We start from the raw sequence: 15,880 nt of genomic DNA, 5'->3' as shown, positions 1-15,880 counted from the left end.
TTTGTGATGACCAAGCCTTTGCCTGAGGTGACCCCAAACACCTGGAGCTTTCTACGCGATCCGATGATCAAGCCCACGGGCTTTCGCGAATATGACGCGCGTTGGAAATACCCCGATGAGATCAATCTGCCAGGCATGACGGCCCTGGGTTTGGGTCTGGGCACACAGATGCTCAAACGCGGGATCGAACCCGTGATTGCAGTGGGAAATGACTATCGCGATTATTCCCTGTCGATCAAAAACGCTCTGATCGTTGGACTTATGCAGGCGGGTATTCAGGTGAAAGATATCGGCCCAGCGCTCAGCCCGATGGCGTATTTCGCGCAGTTCCATCTGGACGTACCGGCGGTTGCGATGGTCACGGCAAGCCATAACCCGAACGGTTGGACCGGCGTCAAAATGGGCTTTGACCGCCCACTGACCCACGGCCCTGACGAAATGTCGGAACTGCGCGACATCGTCTTGAATGGGGAAGGCGTCGCGCGCCCGGGCGGGTCATATGAATTCGTCGACGGTGTGAAAGAAGCCTATATCGACGATCTGGTCGGTGACTTCAGAATGTCACGTCCGCTGAAAGTGGTCTGCGCCAGCGGAAACGGCACCGCCGCCGCCTTCGCGCCCGAGATTTTCGAAAGGATCGGGGTTGAGGTTGTGCCCAGCCACACACGGCTGGATTACACATTCCCCAATTACAACCCGAACCCGGAAGCCATGGAAATGCTGCATGACATGGCCGACACAGTCAAATCCAGCGGCGCGGACCTGGCGCTAGGGTTTGATGGGGATGGCGATCGTTGCGGTGTTGTGGATGACGAAGGCGAAGAGATATTTGCCGATAAGGTCGGCGTCATCATGGCCCGTGATCTGGCCAAGCTGCATCCAGGTTCGACCTTTGTAGCCGATGTGAAATCCACTGGGCTGTTCGCCAGCGATCCCGAGTTGCAAGCGCTTGGGGTCAAAGCCGACTACTGGAAAACCGGCCATAGCCATATGAAGCGCCGCGTCAAGGAAATCGGTGCGCTGGCTGGGTTTGAGAAATCGGGACACTATTTCTTGGCGGAACCGGTCGGGCGCGGATACGACTGCGGAATGCGCGTGGCGGTGGAAATCTGCAAACTGATGGACCGCAACCCGGACAAAAGCATGTCAGACCTTCGGAAAGCACTGCCAAGGACATGGTCGACGCCCACCATGTCTCCGTACGCAGCGGATACGGAGAAATACGATATCCTGCAGCGCCTGGTCGGCAAATTGGTTGCCAAAGCCGACGCCGGCGAACACTTCGCAGGGCGGGCTATCAAAGAGGTAGTGACCGTCAATGGAGCCCGCGTCATTTTGGATAATGGCAGTTGGGGCCTCGTTCGCGCGTCATCCAATACACCCAATCTGGTCGTCGTCTGCGAAAGCAGCGAAAGCGAGGATGAAATGCGCGCGATCTTCGCAGATATCGACGCCGTCATTCGAACTGAACCCGGCGTGGGCGAATACGATCAGACAATCTAAATGACACAATGAAGGGCTCCCGTTTCGGCGCCCTTTGTTATCGCGCTTAGATCAATCCCCGCCAAACAACTTGAGCAGGCCTTTCTTGGCCTCATCCTCAAGCTTGTTCTTCAGCGCGTCTTCGATGTGATCGGAATCCGTCACCGTGGTATCCAATTCCTTACCAACCTTTTCCAAAACCTTCTTCTTTGCGTCGTCTTCCAGTTCTTTAACTTTGCCTTCGGCTGCCGCCTCAATGACTTTGGTAAGGTCCGGCTTGATCGACGGGTCGCTCCACGGACCTTTAATTCGGACGGGTACCGATATCCCCTGCCCTGAGTTGGCGCGCAGGGCGACTGGTGTAAACAGATAATCGATATCGCGAGCTCCTAAGCCAATGCGGCCCGTACCGTCCGCCCGGAAATTATCCAGCTGCATCAACAGGTCCTTGTTGGTCAAGTCGCCATTCTTCATCGTAAAGCTGGCCGTAAGGCTGTTGAATACGGTCGTACCACCCGATCCCTTTCCTCGCCCCATAAGGCGGTCAAGATCCAGCCCCGAGATAACGCCCCGCCCGACCTCGATATCTCCTTTGCCGCTGAGCGATCGCATGATCTGATCTTCGCTCTGTCCAACGCCCAGAAATTCAAGATTGCCTGAACCGGTGCCCGAAAGCCGTTTGATATCCCCCAGCGTTTCGAGCGCCTCGTTGATATCGATATTGGCGGCTTTCAGATTTCCACCAACCGACAGACCGTTGCGATTATTGGCGACCACCTGGCCATTCAATTGCCCCGAGAACAGCGAGGCCGGGTGCATCTGCAATACAACCCGCGACCGATCAAGGCTGAGTGTCAGATCACTTTTCCCAAAGGTCATACCCGGAACCGCAATCGAGGTCGCTTGCAAGCGGATCTTGCCATTTGCCAGCGCCAGAAACGACGCATCAATTGGGGCTTTTGACCACCCTTCCGTATCTGAGGTGCCGTCAGAAGCGTTGCCTCCGCTTACCTTCGATAAGTCGAGATCGCCTGCGTTCAGACGCGCAGTCATCTGGGGCGGATTTGAAATCTGGATATCAGCTTCGCCCTCAAGCCGGTTTTGATCCAGAACCGCGATCATGTTGCGCAATGAAATCCGCCCGTCCCGGGTATAGGTCATCTGCCCGGATACGCTCGCGACCTGTCCTAGTCCCTCGGGCACGGTGACTCCTCCGTGACCAAACGCGGCCAGCATCCTTCGGGTGTCCTTGGCCGTGACCGTCGTCTTGCCATCCATTTCGCCGGCCAGATTCACCCGGCCCGAGAACTGAATATCTCCGCCAGGCGCGGTTAGGCTCAGCTGCAACGGCGTGACAGCGCCGCTGGAAAATGCGGGCAAGTCGGGGATGGTAAGGTCCACTGCGACGCTGCCTCCGGGGACGGACATACTGGCTTGCATTTCCATTGGGGCCGTCACGTCAGGCCAGCGGGCCGAAAGATCGACATCGGCAAAATCCATACTAACCGCGCCATTCTCAAGATAGATTAGGCGCGCATTGGTAAGTTCCAACCGCTCGAGCGTGATGGGTCGGCTTTCAACGGCTTGCGCCGTAGCGCCCGTTTGCGAGGAGTTACCTGGCTGATGCAGCTCCCAGTTGCCGCGCCCATCGGCGCGTTCAAGGCGTAGAACCGGGCTATCGGCCAACACCCGTTTGATCCGGATATTCCCAGACAACAACGCCGAGGCATCGACCCCAACCGCGAGGCTTTGGGCGCTTAGCATCGGTTCCGGCCCGGCCCAAGGCGCATTGCCAAATGTCACAGGGCCGGTTTCCATCCCCAATACCGGCCAAAATGACAGTTTGACGTCACCGGTCAACGCGAGATCGCGGCCTGTTTGCGCCTTTACTTGTTCAGCAAGTATTGTCGCCAGTTTTTCGCCTGGCATCAGCAGCAAGGCACCAATGACCAGCCCGAAGGCTGCAACTATGAGAAATAGAAAACGAATGAGCCACTTCATGGGTCTGCCTTTCCGGCCTTTCTGCTCTGTTTCAAGTCAGCCCCGAGCGGGCGGGATTTGCAAGGGGAAGCTTTCCCCTCTATATGCCCGGCCATGAGCACGAACCCACCGAACCTCCGCCCCGATCTAGCCCCAGAGGCCCGGATCGCCGAGACGCCCCGCCGTGGCCAACCGACCCTTGGAATGGTGTCGCTGGGTTGTCCAAAAGCGCTGGTTGACAGCGAACGCATCCTGACCCGGTTGCGGGCCGAGGGGTACGGCATTTCGCCGGACTACACGGGTGCTGATGCCGTTATTGTGAATACCTGCGGGTTTCTGGACAGCGCCAAGGCCGAGTCGCTGGACGCAATTGGCGAGGCATTGGTTGAAAACGGCAAGGTCATTGTGACCGGCTGTTTGGGGGCTGAGCCTGACTATATCCGGGAACACCATCCGCGCATTCTGGCGGTTACAGGACCGCATCAGTACGAACGGGTGCTGGACGCAGTACATGCAGCCGTACCACCCGATCCAAACCCTTATGTCGATCTGCTGCCCGCTTCGGGCGTCAAACTTACCCCGCGCCACTATAGCTATCTCAAGATTTCCGAGGGCTGTAATCATAAGTGCAAGTTTTGCATCATCCCCGACATGCGCGGTAAACTCGCAAGCCGCCCGGCCCATGCAGTGCTGCGCGAGGCTGAGAAACTTGTCGACAGCGGTGTGCGCGAACTGCTTGTGATCTCACAGGATACCTCGGCCTATGGGCTGGATCGTAAGTATGACGTGAACCCATGGAAAGATCGGGAGGTGCGCAGCCATATCACCGATCTGGCACGGGAACTCGGCCAATTCGATGCGTGGGTCAGGCTTCATTACGTCTATCCCTACCCCCATGTGCGCGATTTGATCCCGCTGATGGCAGATGCGGGTAGCAATGTGCTGCCGTATCTCGACATTCCATTCCAACATGCGCATCCCGATGTTCTGAAACGTATGGCCCGCCCTGCCGCCGGGGCAAAAACTCTGGACGAGATTGCCAACTGGCGCGCTATTTGTCCGGATATCACTTTGCGGTCCACGTTCATCGTCGGCTACCCCGGCGAAACCGAGGCAGAGTTCCAGACGCTCCTGGACTGGATGGACGAAGCGCAGTTGGATCGTGTCGGCTGTTTCCAGTACGAAAATGTCGATGGCGCCCGCTCGAACGACCTGCCGGATCACGTCCCGGCCGAGGTCAAGCAAGAGCGATGGGAGCGTTTCATGGAGAAAGCTCAGGCCATTTCTGAGGCCAAGCTGGCAGCAAAGGTTGGCCAAAAACTCGATGTCATCGTAGACGAGGTGGATGAAGAGGCCGCGACCTGCCGCACTAAGGCCGATGCTCCAGAATTCGATGGCAACTTGTTTATCGACGAAGGCTTCGAAGGCCTGAAACCCGGGGATATCGTCACGGTCGAGGTAGATGAAGCCGGAGAATACGACTTGTGGGGGCGTTTGCACCCCTCGGCGTAACGAAAGGCGTCTGTCCCTAGAACAAGCCGATCAAAATCACGATCCACGCCACTCCGGCAGCGACTGCAGACAACGCCACCGCTGCACTTGCTGCATCCTTGGCTTGCCCCGCCAACGCGTGGTGCTCGGTCGAGGTGTGATCGACGGCACGCTCGATGGCCGTATTAAATAACTCGGCCACCAAGACCAGAATGCCCAAAGCAAGGATCAGCGCCCGTTCTGCCGTACCTAGAGGGAGTGCAAGCGCCAATAAAGCCGAAATCAGGTTGGCCCAAACCCACCCACGAAACGAATACTCTTGCCGCCAGGTTGCAGCCAGGCCCTGCCAGCTCCAGCGGGTACGATCCTTTAGGTGGTCAAAGAATTTGCGCATGGGGTTTCCGATCAGTCGTCCTGCAAGAAGACGTCCGCGACCCACAGCAGAAAGGCAAGAAAAAACCGCCTCGAGGGCGGTGTTCTTTTTAGAGGTGTGCAGGCGGCCCTGCGATCAGAACCGCCTGCTTAATACTTATTGGGTGACCGGGTTACATACGGTCTGGCCTGCTTCGGTTGTGGCCAGTTCATAGCCTGCCGAGCAACTGGGTGTACCAAACTTGTCATAGTCGGGCTGGATGTAAACCGGGGTCGGTTCCTCTTGCTGCGAGCACGCAGTCAATACAACGGCCGTGGCGCAGATAGCAGCAAATTTCAGTTTCATGTCCATCAATCCTCTATTACTTTTCTGATATTGCCCAGTTTTTCGGGGCCGGTATCAGAATAGGACCAAGAATTTCATATGGCAACCGAATCGATAACGCATTCGTGAATAAAGGCGAAACCACGCTGGAAGGCGGGTTTTCATTCGCAGTCTACCTTTTTTGACAAAGAGCCCTAAACTTTGACTTCGACATCAGCCAAAGACGGAGTAGCCACATGTCAGACGCCCCGATCATCGCCCAGAAATCGCCCTATCCGGTCGAAGTGACCGAAGGAAAAACCTATTTCTGGTGCGCATGTGGCAAATCCAAGCGGCAACCGTTTTGCGATGGTTCGCACAAAGATACGTCGTTTGAACCCGTAAAATATACTGCTGATGCCAGCAAGAAGGTCTTCTTCTGTGGCTGCAAGCACTGCGCCAATCCGCCGTTGTGCGACGGAACGCACAATAAGCTCTGAAAGTCAGGTCAAGTCGTTCAAAACCTGAGCATTGGCACAAAAATCAGGTGCTTTCTCAGCCATTCCTTGTTGTGCGGCAAGCCATTTCTGACAACGTTCGTCGCATATTGCGCCCCGGCATCGGGTCACCATCTGAGCGTAGTCGGCAGGTGTCAGTTTCCCTTCGGCCATTGCTTCGGTCAGAGAAATCCCTAAGGATCGCGCGACCGAGCGTGTCAGCCAAAAGTGTTTTTCGATCTCGCCCAGTGATGTTCGATCCATTTGATCACCTTTGCTTGCTGACCCTCAAGGTGGCGAACCTGTGTCGGTTTGGGCAGGTGCAGGGCGCGCTTTCCGCCGTTTCGTTCTCGTTCAACCAGTCTGGGCATGCCCGCGCCCATTCGCACCCGCGGCAGAGCTGAACCATATCTGCCCATTCCTGTTGGCTCAGGTGCCCGTCGCGATGTGCGGTGGCAAGGTCGGCTCCCGTCGCCTGTGCCATTCGCAATACAAGGCGAAGATGGGTCATGATCCGTCCAAGTCGTGGCACGGTACCCCCTTTGGCGTTACGGCTTGAGCCTGTTCAGCAGCTCGTGATTGCGGCAATATTCAGGTGTGTCGGGCGCTGTCAGGTTCTTGGCCAGAAAGGCCTTGCAATGGCCCGGATTCGGGCATTCCGTACACCTCAATACCGCGTCCGAGATTTCGTCGAACTGTAAGGCCCCTTCGAAGGCAACTTCTTGCAAATCTACGCCCAGCGTCGTGGCCATCCGATCTACAAGGTCGGCGTGACGTCGCAGCGTTTCACGATCAGACATGCGGTTTCCTTTTCCATTCACTCTATGGAAAGAGTAACGCATGCCCCGCACAGTGCCCTTGACTCAGGTCAATGCCCGGTTGCCAGCTGGTCCAGATAGGCCCGCGTGGCGTCCTGCACGCGGCGAAAGCGGTCCCCGCCCAGCTTCTTGCCACCGTACCAGCGTGTCACGATGATTACGTGATCCGTCAGCTCGGCCCGCTCCATCATCCGCAAAATGACCATTGCCGCGCCAGACTCTCCGTCATCGGCCTTGAGCGCACCGTTTGGCAAGATGGCCGCCCACGTGTTGTGAGTTGCCTTCGCATATGCCTTGTCGGATTTCAGTTCCGCCAGTACCGCATCGACATCAGCACGACTGGTGACCCCCGCGCCCGTCACAGCATATTTCGACCCGCGATCACTGAGAACGACACCCAATCGGGTTAAGTTGACCATTATCGTAATCCCAGTTCCCGCGCCGTTTGCAACACAACTTCGACCCGCTGGGCATTGGGAGGGTGCGTGGCAAGGAAACGATCACCCGGATCAGGAATGCGTTGGAAGAAAGCCATCCCGACCAGCGGATTATACCCCGCCGCGTAAGTGATCTGTGTCCCCAGACGATCCGCTTCCAATTCGAACTCACGCGTGTAGTTCTGCACCCCGACCTCAGCACCCAGCGCCTGTGCGCGCTCAATACCTGCATCGTCCGCGCCCTGATTGCGCGCGAGTTCACCGAATATCCGCGCGCTTTCTTTGGCGTTCTGCGCCTGCCGGGCGATGTGACCCAATATATGGTGGGCGGCCTCATGGCTCATGACAAAGGCCATCTCGTCCGCGTTCTGCGTTGCATCGATCATCGGCTGTGTAAAAACGACTAGCGGCCGCCCATCCTTGTCCAAGGTTTGAAACGCATTCGCTGGGGCCTTTGACGAAAGATCAACCAAAATCACGAAATCACAATTGGCAGTCCTCGATTGGCGGCGGCATTCCCGGCTTGCGGTCGTTCCGACAGCCCGGCTGACCTGCTCGAATACGCGCGCCCTGTCCTTTTGTTCTGATGACGATGGCTGCCATTGATCGGCCGGGATCGCGATAACAGGCGACATATCGCAAGCCGCCAACAGCATCACCAGCAACAGGGCAAGACGGCGCATTCACATTCCTTTCGGTCACTCTGTCGGCAGACAAGCATAGCGCGGCATTTAAGGCCGGGCCACAGCCGATTACAGCTTGCAACGGGTTGCATTGCGATCTTATGCCCTGCACTCTGCACATATGTTTTCAATTGAACACGAATTCGACTCGACGGTGATTACGCTGGTGGACGAAGGCGCAAAGCCTTTGCAAGAGGATGTCGTCATCAACAACTTCGCTGAATGCGTCACACTTGAGCAGTTGGACCCGCGGACCGATCAGATTCAGAAGATTACCCTGTCACCAGAGCAGGTACGCGATCTGGCCGCTGCGCTGGATTTGCCCGAGGGCGTTTATCAGATACGTGAGTCCGAGAGCACCAAAGACTAATGGTTCCTTTTGGATCTTGGGTCTGATCACAAGCAGCAATTCAGATTGAATTTGTCGCCTTTTGATGAGCAGTTTGCCCTTGAAAGAGAACAGTATGCCTCCGACATACAGACTGCCATGTGAAGGAAGTTAACATATGACCCTGAAGAACCAAGCTGCGCTGGATTTTCTGCACGCGCGCCGGTCTCGTCCGGCCAAAACACTGGTAGCCCCGGCCCCGACCCGGGAAGAGCTGAGGCCGCTGCTGACTGCTGCAGCGCGCAGCCCGGACCATGGAAAGCTGGAACCCTGGCGTTTTGTTGTTGTCGAGCATGGGGCCATGCAACGCCTTGCAGATCTTACAGAAACTTGTGGTCTCGCCTTGGGAAAATCGCCCGAAGATATCGCCAAGGCGCGCAGCCAATTCGAAATGGGCCATTTGGCGGTTGCTGTTATTGAGGTGCAGAAACCTTCCGACAAGATACCGGCAATTGAACAGACCTATTCAGCGGGTGCGGTATGTCTGGCTCTGCTGAACGCAGCGCTGGCCGCAGGTTGGGGGGCCAATTGGTTGTCCGGCTGGCAATCGCATGATCGCGAGTTTTGCGAACAGGGGCTTGGCTTGGCCGAAAACGAGAAGATTGCAGGCTTTATCCATATCGCAACCGAAGGTACGACCCCTCCCGAACGACCGCGCCCCAATGTGGAGGCACTAACCCAATGGGTTTCCGAATGATCATCATCCAGTCGTTTCTACAGGCGCTGGGACAGATCGGCGACCCAAGATTCCGCAAGGTACTTCTGTTGGGTGTTGGCCTGACATTCGCGTTGTTGGTGGCTGCCTATGCCGGCTTTTTGTGGCTGATCAACGCGCTGGTCGGCGATCAGGCCACCTTGCCAATACTGGGTGAGGTGACATGGCTGAACGACCTGCTCAGCGTGTCATCATTCCTGCTGATGATGGTGCTGTCGGTGTTTCTGATGGTCCCCGTTGCGTCAGCCATCACCTCGATGTTTCTGGATGAGGTCGCACAGGCGGTTGAGGATAAGCATTACCCCGGTCTGCCGCCGGCTCAGCGCATCCCCTTTGGCGATGCGCTACGGGATACGCTCAGTTTTCTGGGAGTACTGATCGTTGCCAACCTGTTGGCATTGATCCTCTATGCACTCTTCACGCCATTCGCGTTGTTTATCTTTTGGGGTATGAACGGGTTTCTTTTGGGGAGAGAATATTTCACCCTGGCTGCGATGCGCCGACTGGGGCGCGAGGGGGCGCGAAAGCTGCGCGCGAAGCACGCGACAACCATTTGGGTCGCCGGTATTCTTATGGCGGTCCCGCTCTCTGTTCCATTGGTCAACCTGTTGATCCCGATCCTAGGAGCGGCGACTTTCACGCATATTTATCACGGTCTGTCGGGTAGCCGAACCTGAGCTACTCGCGCGGTTCCAGTTGGTTCAGCCAATCGAAATCGCGTACGCTGATTACGCCGGAGATAATGATGCCTGCAATGATCGCCCACAGCACCACCGATATCCCGGTGGTAATCCACAGCTTCTTCTTCATGTGATGGACTTCCGGCGCACCCGCATGAGTGCCCGGAACAATATCCCCCAGATCCCCCTGCGTTTTGATGCGCACAGGCAGAACAATCAGCAAGGTCAGAAACCAAATTACAGCGAAAAGAACCAGAGCGGCGGTAATGGTCATCGACTTCAGACCTGCTCCAGCTCAACGAGGCAGCCGTTGAAATCCTTCGGGTGCAGGAACAACACCGGTTTGCCATGCGCCCCGATCTTGGGTTCACCCGATCCCAGAACGCGCGCGCCGGTCTCTTTCAGATGATCGCGTGCTACGATGATATCCTCGACCTCATAGCAGACATGGTGGATGCCGCCTGATGGGTTCTTTTCCAGAAACCCGTTGATCGGGCTGTTCTCACCCAGCGGATACAGCAATTCGATCTTGGTGTTGGGTAGTTCAATAAAGACCACGGTGACCCCATGATCCGGCTCATCCTGTGGAGCGCCGACTTTGGCGCCAAGCGCATTGCGATACTGGGCCGATGCGGCCTCCAGGTCGGGAACAGCAATGGCTACGTGGTTCAGGCGACCAATCATGGGACTCTCCTTCCTTCTGCGTTGCAGCGGTTATGGGGGCAGTATACCCAAAGGACAAGTGCGCCAAATCGTCGTTAACCCTGTATTAGCCAGAAGTTCCTAGCGTGAGGCATCTGCTAAACAGGAGTTCTGCCATGGACGATTCGGGACCTTTCGCCTCTCCAGCGCTGGCCACCAAGATGCGACCGCTGCTGGGCCAAACAATCCTTGTGGTCGAAGACAGCCGCTATGCGTGCGATGCAATACGATTGATGTGCTTGCATAGCGGTGCGCGTATCCGTCGTGCGGATTGTCTGAAATCAGCGCGGCGCCATCTGCAAATCTATCGTCCCTCGGTCCTGATCGTCGATATGGGTCTTCCTGACGGGTCCGGCGCTGACCTGATAGCCGAAATGACCCACGCTGTACCCCGCATCGGTGTCATTCTCGGGCTGTCTGGCGATGACAGCATGCAGGTTATCGCCAGACGCGCAGGTGCAGATGGGTTTCTGGCCAAACCCCTGACCTCGGTCGCTTATTTCCAGACCTCCATACTTGAACTTCTGCCCGAAGATCGCCGCCCAGGAGGTCTGGATTCCGTCAGGGATAATATCGTTCAGCCCGATCCGCTGGCCTATCGGGACGACATGGCCCATATCGCCGACGTGCTTACCGGCCCCACTGATCAGCGCACGTTGGATTATGCGGTACAATTCCTGCAAAGCGTTGCGCGAGACGCCGAAGATACTGTGCTTGCCGAAGCAGCCCGGGACCTTGCCCAATCTCGTGCGCAGGGGACACCGGTCACCGCCCAGGCTGCACGGATTGCGGGTCTGGTTCAGGATCGGCTCGAACGGCAAGAGGCGATCTGAGATGCTGACCGCATACTTTATTACCGCATCGATCCTTTGCATCTGGGTCTACCGCCTGACACGACAGACGGCCAAGGGCATCCGCAATCGTCGGGATGCCGCAAATCCACTGGATTGAGTTGAGCTTGTTTTGAGACCACCACGCAACTCAGATTTGCGTGGCGCGGCGGATACACCGATTGTATTGTACTGCCCCAAACGTAGACCGCCCGCTCAGGGCGGGCGGCTAGATTTAGTCTTGCGGGATGATCCTGAGACCCAGTTCCATCAACTGATCCGAGGTCGGATCGGATGGCGCGTCCATCATCAGGTCTTCAGCGCGCTGGTTCATCGGGAACATCATGACTTCGCGGATGTTAGCCTCATCCGCCAATAGCATCACGATCCGGTCGATACCTGCGGCACAGCCGCCGTGCGGCGGGGCGCCGTAGTGGAAGGCGTTAAACAAGGCGCCAAAGCGGGATTTGACTTCGTCTTCGCCGTACCCTGCCAGTTCAAAGGCCTTCAACATAATCTCAGGCTTATGATTCCGGATCGCACCTGACACCAGCTCGTAGCCGTTGCAGGCCAGGTCATACTGATACCCGCGTACGTCCAGAGGATTGCCCTGCAGCGCCTCCATTCCACCCTGCGGCATCGAGAACGGGTTGTGTTCGAAATCAATCGCACCGGTTTCTTCGTCCTGCTCGTAGATCGGGAAATCGACGATCCAGGCAAAGGCAAAGCGGTCTTTCTCGGTGAGATTCAGTTCATCTCCGATCACGTCACGGGCCTTACCGGCCACCTTCTCAAAGGCTTTTGGCTTACCACCCAGGAAGAACGCGGCATCACCGACGCCCAGACCCAATTGCTGACGGATCGCCTCGGTTCGTTCGGGGCCGATGTTCTTGGCCAGTGGACCTGCGGCCTCCATACCCTCGCCCTGATCACGCCAGAAAATGTAACCCATACCGGGCAGACCTTCTTTCTGGGCAAATGCGTTCATACGGTCACAGAATTTGCGGCTGCCACCGCTCGGCGCAGGGATAGCGCGGATTTCGGTGCCTTCCTGCTCCAACAGCTTCGCGAAAATCGCGAAGCCAGAACCGCGGAAGTGGTCAGAGACCACTTGCATCTTAATGGGGTTCCGCAGGTCAGGCTTGTCGGTGCCGTACCATAGGGCTGAGTCCTTGTAGGAAATCTGCGGCCACTCCTGATCGACCTTGCGCCCGCCCCCGAACTCTTCGAACACACCAGTCAGCACGGGCTGGATCGTGTCGAACACATCCTGCTGCTCGACGAACGACATCTCTAGGTCGAGTTGATAGAAATCGGTGGGCGATCGGTCTGCACGCGGGTCTTCATCGCGGAAGCAGGGTGCAATCTGGAAATATTTGTCGAAGCCCGACACCATGATCAGCTGTTTGAATTGCTGCGGGGCCTGCGGTAGGGCGTAGAACTTGCCCGGATGTAGTCGCGAGGGGACCAGAAAGTCGCGTGCGCCTTCGGGCGACGATGCGGTAATGATCGGTGTCTGATATTCACGGAATCCCTGATCCCACATCCGGCGGCGCATGGATGCGACAACGTCCGAGCGAAGGGTCATGTTTTGCTGCATCGCCTCGCGTCTTAGGTCGAGGTAGCGATAGCGCAGACGTGTTTCCTCGGGGTATTCCTGATCGCCGAACACCATCAACGGCAATTCGTCGGCAGCACCAAGAACCTCCAGCTCACGCACATAAACCTCGATCTCGCCTGTCGGCAATTTCGGGTTAATGAGATCAGCGTCGCGGGCTTTGACAGTGCCGTCGATGCGGATGCACCACTCGGACCGTACCTTTTCCAGTTCAGCAAATGCCGCACTATCGCCGTCGCACAAAACCTGGGTCACACCGAAATGGTCGCGCAGGTCGATGAACAGTACGCCGCCATGATCTCGGACACGATGCACCCAACCGGACAGGCGGACGGTTTCACCGACATTGGCGGCGGTCAGAGCGGCGCAGGTGTGGCTGCGATAGGCGTGCATGGATCATATCCCTTCGGGCGCAGAATTCGTCGCGCCGATACACCCCGTCAGGCTTGGAAAGTCAAGGCGGGTCGCGCCGTCAAAACGGCCTTTGCACGTTGCCCGAGTAGAAATAGACGCCCAGCCCTGCCGCAAAGATAATATTACCGGCAATTGCGTGCAGAAGAACTGCATAAAAGAATGATCCGCGCTTGCGGTAGGCCCAGGTGAACAGGAGGCCTCCGACGAAAGTCATGATGGCTACGACCCAGCTCCAGTACATGAGGTGCGCAAGCGAAAACAGGCCAGCGTTCAAAAGGTATGCGGCCCGCCCTTCAGGTAGGATCGCGTGATAGCGTCGGAAAAAGAGAGAGCGGAAAAGCAGCTCTTGTGGCAGAGCGGACAACACCGGGTAGCCGATACAGATGAATATCAACATCTCTGGCCGATGCAGCAGCAAAACAAAGGCTGCATCCGGTCGCGCCCACAGCACCAGGGCGGAACAGAAGGCAGCCATGAACAGGGTAAATACAAAGACTTCGGTCCACGACCAGTTTCGCCAGCCATACCGAAGCTCCGCCCAGGAAAAACCGGGCGTATCTTGCAGCAGTAGTATGCCCAGTCCGGTAAACGCAAAAAGCGAGGGGAACATCCAGTTTGGCGGGAACATTGTCGCGATGGCTATGGGAACCGCCACAAAGAAGAGCACAAACTCAATCCTGAGGCGTGAGTTGGTAACAGGGGTCTCCACCCATTCGGTATTTTTGCTCAAGGTGCCACAAGCTCCGCACGGATCAGCCCCCGAAGGGAATTTCCACAGTGGATAGATTGCGCGTTTTTTAGATCGGTCAAGGTCAGAACGGATTCGGTAACTTCTTTATTATCCAACAATTCCTCGCGCAAAACCCCGGGAAGCAATCCGCATCGCAGTGAGGGCGTCAGTCGTCTGCCATCGGGCATGGTCAGGAACAGGTTCGTGATAGTGCCCTCGCAAAGCTCATCCCGTTCGTTCAAAAACAAAAGCTCATCAACTCTTAGCGGCAAGCCCGCCCGCGCCATGTCATAGACGGCTCGTCGGGTCGTTTTGTAACCCAGCCAGATATCCGATGATGATAGTCTCTGTTTGGCCAAATCCACACGCCAGACGGACGGATTGGCAGCCAATTCTCCGGACGTCAGTTCAAATTTGCCATCCGCGTCCAAGGTCAAACGGCAGCGCAATGCAATCTCACACAAACTCGCATCCAAAATCGTCCAAGCGGCGGTTCGGTCAAAATCAATGCCGAACTTCTGTGCTGTGCGCGCCATGCGGGCCAAATGACGATCAAGCCTGACGAACCCCTGCCCCGGCCGGTAGGCCAAAGTTTCGATCAGACGGAAATCAGGCTCAGTTGGTGGGCGAAGCGGGCTTTCCATAGCGCCTCCTCATATTCCGATGGCGCGGTGCTGTCCCAGACCAGCCCGCCGCCTACGTTAAGGGTCGCCTTGCCGCCGTCAACCATGAGGGTCCGGATGGCCACGTTGAATTCCGACCGACCGTCCGGGGCCGCCCAACCGATGGTTCCGCAATAAACATCGCGAGGCCAAGGTTCCAGTTCGGACAGGATCTCAATCGCTCGAATCTTTGGCGCTCCGGTGATTGATCCGCACGGGAACAGGGCGGTCAGAATATCCGAAAGGCCTACGCCAAGGTGTAACTGCGCCTGCACAAGCGAGACCATCTGATGAACAGTCGCATAGGTCTCAACCTTGAACAGCTCGGGTACTTTCACCGATCCGGCCAGCGCGACCCGGCTAATATCGTTGCGCAGCAGATCAACGATCATCAGATTTTCGGCCCGGTTCTTTTCATCCGAAGACAGAAAAGCGCGTCGACGCTCGTCTTCGACCGGGTCCTCGCTGCGCGGTTGAGTTCCCTTCATCGGGCGCGTTTCGATCCGGCCCTCGGCGTCGGTTCGGAAAAACAGTTCGGGCGAGCGGCTCAGCAGATCAGGCAGCCCCTCCTGCTCAACCAAGGCGCCGTGGCCGACGGGTTGACCAGCCGCAAGCGCCGCATAAAGCGCGACGCTGTCTCCGGTTACATCGAGATCAATTGGGAAGGTCAGATTTGCCTGATAAATGTCACCCGCACCAATCGCCTCATGCACTGTACGAAAGGCCTGCGTATATCGCGCCTCGTCCCAGCGGGGCTGAAACGCAGTGACACTGCCCGACGCCTTTGGCAGTCCAACGCGATCCGGTGCGTCAAACACACCGAAACACAGTAGTGGCAGGCGTCGTCCTTCTGGCAGCCGGTCTGCCAGACGGGGTTCCAGCACGTAGCCCAGTTCATAACTTGCGTATCCTGCCAGCCAGGCCCCATCCGCGCGCGCCTGATCCAGCGCCGCCAGAGCCTGGGGCACCTCCGCCGCGTTATCCGCGCGGATAATCCGGGACGGACGCTCAAACCGGGTTCCGCGCCCAGCTGGTCCTTGATCGAAACGAATACGCAATTGCATCCTCATTTGCCGT

Annotated in this window: 21 protein-coding genes; 7 read left to right on the top strand and 14 right to left on the bottom strand. The window is 57.0% G+C overall.

Annotation, left to right across the window (positions count from 1 at the left end; all coding sequences use genetic code 11):
* Positions 1–6: 6 nt before the first annotated feature.
* Positions 7–1,503 carry a phosphomannomutase/phosphoglucomutase gene (locus ACRZ96_RS06340; RefSeq protein WP_480814329.1) on the top strand — a complete coding sequence of 499 codons (1,497 nt, stop codon included), beginning with the start codon at positions 7–9 and terminating at the stop codon, positions 1,501–1,503.
* Between the two features lie 51 nt (positions 1,504–1,554).
* On the opposite strand, the gene ACRZ96_RS06335 is transcribed toward ACRZ96_RS06340, so the two are convergent.
* Positions 1,555–3,483, bottom strand: a complete 1,929-nt coding sequence (locus ACRZ96_RS06335) for an AsmA family protein (protein WP_480706841.1) — start codon at positions 3,481–3,483, stop codon at positions 1,555–1,557.
* A gap of 93 nt (positions 3,484–3,576) precedes the next feature.
* Here ACRZ96_RS06335 and rimO point away from each other — a divergent pair, with 93 nt between their 5' ends.
* Positions 3,577–4,974 carry a 30S ribosomal protein S12 methylthiotransferase RimO gene (gene rimO, locus ACRZ96_RS06330; protein ID WP_480814328.1) on the top strand — a complete coding sequence of 466 codons (1,398 nt, stop codon included), beginning with the start codon at positions 3,577–3,579 and terminating at the stop codon, positions 4,972–4,974.
* Between the two features lie 16 nt (positions 4,975–4,990).
* Here rimO and ACRZ96_RS06325 read toward each other — a convergent pair whose 3' ends face one another.
* A complete protein-coding gene (locus tag ACRZ96_RS06325; RefSeq protein WP_170420629.1) occupies positions 4,991–5,347 on the bottom strand; it encodes a diacylglycerol kinase in 357 nt (118 codons plus the stop codon).
* 135 nt (positions 5,348–5,482) lie between these two features.
* Entirely contained in the window at positions 5,483–5,671 is a 189-nt protein-coding gene (locus tag ACRZ96_RS06320) for a hypothetical protein (protein ID WP_255611743.1), read from the bottom strand.
* Between the two features lie 215 nt (positions 5,672–5,886).
* Here ACRZ96_RS06320 and ACRZ96_RS06315 point away from each other — a divergent pair, with 215 nt between their 5' ends.
* Positions 5,887–6,129: a CDGSH iron-sulfur domain-containing protein gene (locus tag ACRZ96_RS06315; protein ID WP_170401738.1), complete on the top strand. Its 243-nt coding sequence runs from the start codon at positions 5,887–5,889 to the stop codon at positions 6,127–6,129.
* A 3-nt stretch (positions 6,130–6,132) separates the two neighbouring features.
* Here the strand turns inward: ACRZ96_RS06315 and ACRZ96_RS06310 are convergent, their stop codons facing one another.
* From ACRZ96_RS06310 to ACRZ96_RS06290, 5 genes are all read right to left on the bottom strand, one after another.
* A complete protein-coding gene (locus ACRZ96_RS06310; RefSeq protein ID WP_170465100.1) occupies positions 6,133–6,390 on the bottom strand; it encodes a DUF6455 family protein in 258 nt (85 codons plus the stop codon).
* Between the two features lie 4 nt (positions 6,391–6,394).
* Positions 6,395–6,658 (bottom strand): DUF6455 family protein, encoded by a 264-nt coding sequence (locus ACRZ96_RS06305; protein WP_370644304.1) that lies wholly within the window; start codon positions 6,656–6,658, stop codon positions 6,395–6,397.
* Between the two features lie 16 nt (positions 6,659–6,674).
* Complete coding sequence (locus ACRZ96_RS06300; RefSeq protein WP_480814327.1) at positions 6,675–6,926, bottom strand: DUF6455 family protein; 252 nt, start codon at positions 6,924–6,926, stop codon at positions 6,675–6,677.
* A 68-nt stretch (positions 6,927–6,994) separates the two neighbouring features.
* Positions 6,995–7,363: a YigZ family protein gene (locus ACRZ96_RS06295; RefSeq protein ID WP_170392333.1), complete on the bottom strand. Its 369-nt coding sequence runs from the start codon at positions 7,361–7,363 to the stop codon at positions 6,995–6,997.
* The gene (locus tag ACRZ96_RS06290) at positions 7,363–8,064 is read right to left on the bottom strand and encodes a M48 family metallopeptidase (protein ID WP_170392335.1); all 702 of its coding nucleotides are present in this window, start codon (positions 8,062–8,064) and stop codon (positions 7,363–7,365) included. The genes ACRZ96_RS06295 and ACRZ96_RS06290 overlap by 1 nt, the downstream gene beginning before the upstream one ends.
* Positions 8,065–8,185: 121 nt before the next feature.
* On the opposite strand from ACRZ96_RS06290, the gene ACRZ96_RS06285 reads away from it, so the two are divergent.
* From ACRZ96_RS06285 to ACRZ96_RS06275, 3 genes are all read left to right on the top strand, one after another.
* Positions 8,186–8,434: a hypothetical protein gene (locus ACRZ96_RS06285; RefSeq protein ID WP_170392337.1), complete on the top strand. Its 249-nt coding sequence runs from the start codon at positions 8,186–8,188 to the stop codon at positions 8,432–8,434.
* Positions 8,435–8,570: 136 nt separating this feature from the next.
* Positions 8,571–9,149, top strand: coding sequence for a nitroreductase family protein (locus tag ACRZ96_RS06280; protein ID WP_170661835.1), 579 nt, complete (start codon positions 8,571–8,573; stop codon positions 9,147–9,149).
* The gene (locus ACRZ96_RS06275) at positions 9,146–9,844 is read left to right on the top strand and encodes an EI24 domain-containing protein (protein ID WP_170401754.1); all 699 of its coding nucleotides are present in this window, start codon (positions 9,146–9,148) and stop codon (positions 9,842–9,844) included. Before ACRZ96_RS06280 ends, ACRZ96_RS06275 begins: the two co-directional genes overlap by 4 nt.
* 1 nt (position 9,845) lies before the next feature.
* Here the strand turns inward: ACRZ96_RS06275 and ACRZ96_RS06270 are convergent, their stop codons facing one another.
* Both ACRZ96_RS06270 and mce read right to left on the bottom strand, forming a co-directional pair.
* Positions 9,846–10,121 (bottom strand): DUF1467 family protein, encoded by a 276-nt coding sequence (locus ACRZ96_RS06270; RefSeq protein ID WP_170392343.1) that lies wholly within the window; start codon positions 10,119–10,121, stop codon positions 9,846–9,848.
* Between the two features lie 5 nt (positions 10,122–10,126).
* Positions 10,127–10,531, bottom strand: coding sequence for a methylmalonyl-CoA epimerase (gene mce / locus ACRZ96_RS06265; RefSeq protein ID WP_170420613.1), 405 nt, complete (start codon positions 10,529–10,531; stop codon positions 10,127–10,129).
* Between the two features lie 134 nt (positions 10,532–10,665).
* Between mce and ACRZ96_RS06260 the strand changes: the two genes are divergently transcribed.
* A complete protein-coding gene (locus ACRZ96_RS06260) occupies positions 10,666–11,382 on the top strand; it encodes a response regulator (RefSeq protein ID WP_170401760.1) in 717 nt (238 codons plus the stop codon).
* 232 nt (positions 11,383–11,614) lie between these two features.
* Here ACRZ96_RS06260 and aspS read toward each other — a convergent pair whose 3' ends face one another.
* From aspS to ACRZ96_RS06240, 4 genes are all read right to left on the bottom strand, one after another.
* Positions 11,615–13,390 carry an aspartate--tRNA ligase gene (gene aspS / locus ACRZ96_RS06255; protein WP_170392347.1) on the bottom strand — a complete coding sequence of 592 codons (1,776 nt, stop codon included), beginning with the start codon at positions 13,388–13,390 and terminating at the stop codon, positions 11,615–11,617.
* Between the two features lie 79 nt (positions 13,391–13,469).
* Positions 13,470–14,141 (bottom strand): CPBP family intramembrane glutamic endopeptidase, encoded by a 672-nt coding sequence (locus ACRZ96_RS06250; RefSeq protein WP_480706855.1) that lies wholly within the window; start codon positions 14,139–14,141, stop codon positions 13,470–13,472.
* Positions 14,138–14,785, bottom strand: a complete 648-nt coding sequence (locus tag ACRZ96_RS06245) for an aminotransferase class IV family protein (protein WP_480706857.1) — start codon at positions 14,783–14,785, stop codon at positions 14,138–14,140. The genes ACRZ96_RS06250 and ACRZ96_RS06245 overlap by 4 nt, the downstream gene beginning before the upstream one ends.
* A complete protein-coding gene (locus tag ACRZ96_RS06240) occupies positions 14,740–15,867 on the bottom strand; it encodes an aminodeoxychorismate synthase component I (RefSeq protein ID WP_480706985.1) in 1,128 nt (375 codons plus the stop codon). Before ACRZ96_RS06240 ends, ACRZ96_RS06245 begins: the two co-directional genes overlap by 46 nt.
* Positions 15,868–15,880 lie beyond the last annotated feature (13 nt).

The organism is Ruegeria sp. CF1, from assembly GCF_056537445.1.
This window is presented reverse-complemented; position numbering and strand designations above follow the sequence as displayed.

Bases quoted from the DNA above. Each gene is read 5' to 3' on its own strand.
- ACRZ96_RS06340 (WP_480814329.1), top strand. From the start codon at position 7: ATGACCAAGCCTTTGCCTGAGGTGACCCCAAACACCTGGAGCTTTCTA.
- ACRZ96_RS06335 (WP_480706841.1), bottom strand. From the start codon at position 3,483: ATGAAGTGGCTCATTCGTTTTCTATTTCTCATAGTTGCAGCCTTCGGG.
- rimO (WP_480814328.1), top strand. From the start codon at position 3,577: ATGAGCACGAACCCACCGAACCTCCGCCCCGATCTAGCCCCAGAGGCC.
- ACRZ96_RS06325 (WP_170420629.1), bottom strand. From the start codon at position 5,347: ATGCGCAAATTCTTTGACCACCTAAAGGATCGTACCCGCTGGAGCTGG.
- ACRZ96_RS06320 (WP_255611743.1), bottom strand. From the start codon at position 5,671: ATGAAACTGAAATTTGCTGCTATCTGCGCCACGGCCGTTGTATTGACT.
- ACRZ96_RS06315 (WP_170401738.1), top strand. From the start codon at position 5,887: ATGTCAGACGCCCCGATCATCGCCCAGAAATCGCCCTATCCGGTCGAA.
- ACRZ96_RS06310 (WP_170465100.1), bottom strand. From the start codon at position 6,390: ATGGATCGAACATCACTGGGCGAGATCGAAAAACACTTTTGGCTGACA.
- ACRZ96_RS06300 (WP_480814327.1), bottom strand. From the start codon at position 6,926: ATGTCTGATCGTGAAACGCTGCGACGTCACGCCGACCTTGTAGATCGG.
- ACRZ96_RS06295 (WP_170392333.1), bottom strand. From the start codon at position 7,363: ATGGTCAACTTAACCCGATTGGGTGTCGTTCTCAGTGATCGCGGGTCG.
- ACRZ96_RS06290 (WP_170392335.1), bottom strand. From the start codon at position 8,064: ATGCGCCGTCTTGCCCTGTTGCTGGTGATGCTGTTGGCGGCTTGCGAT.
- ACRZ96_RS06285 (WP_170392337.1), top strand. From the start codon at position 8,186: ATGTTTTCAATTGAACACGAATTCGACTCGACGGTGATTACGCTGGTG.
- ACRZ96_RS06280 (WP_170661835.1), top strand. From the start codon at position 8,571: ATGACCCTGAAGAACCAAGCTGCGCTGGATTTTCTGCACGCGCGCCGG.
- ACRZ96_RS06275 (WP_170401754.1), top strand. From the start codon at position 9,146: ATGATCATCATCCAGTCGTTTCTACAGGCGCTGGGACAGATCGGCGAC.
- ACRZ96_RS06270 (WP_170392343.1), bottom strand. From the start codon at position 10,121: ATGACCATTACCGCCGCTCTGGTTCTTTTCGCTGTAATTTGGTTTCTG.
- mce (WP_170420613.1), bottom strand. From the start codon at position 10,531: ATGATTGGTCGCCTGAACCACGTAGCCATTGCTGTTCCCGACCTGGAG.
- ACRZ96_RS06260 (WP_170401760.1), top strand. From the start codon at position 10,666: ATGGACGATTCGGGACCTTTCGCCTCTCCAGCGCTGGCCACCAAGATG.
- aspS (WP_170392347.1), bottom strand. From the start codon at position 13,390: ATGCACGCCTATCGCAGCCACACCTGCGCCGCTCTGACCGCCGCCAAT.
- ACRZ96_RS06245 (WP_480706857.1), bottom strand. From the start codon at position 14,785: ATGGAAAGCCCGCTTCGCCCACCAACTGAGCCTGATTTCCGTCTGATC.
- ACRZ96_RS06240 (WP_480706985.1), bottom strand. From the start codon at position 15,867: ATGCAATTGCGTATTCGTTTCGATCAAGGACCAGCTGGGCGCGGAACC.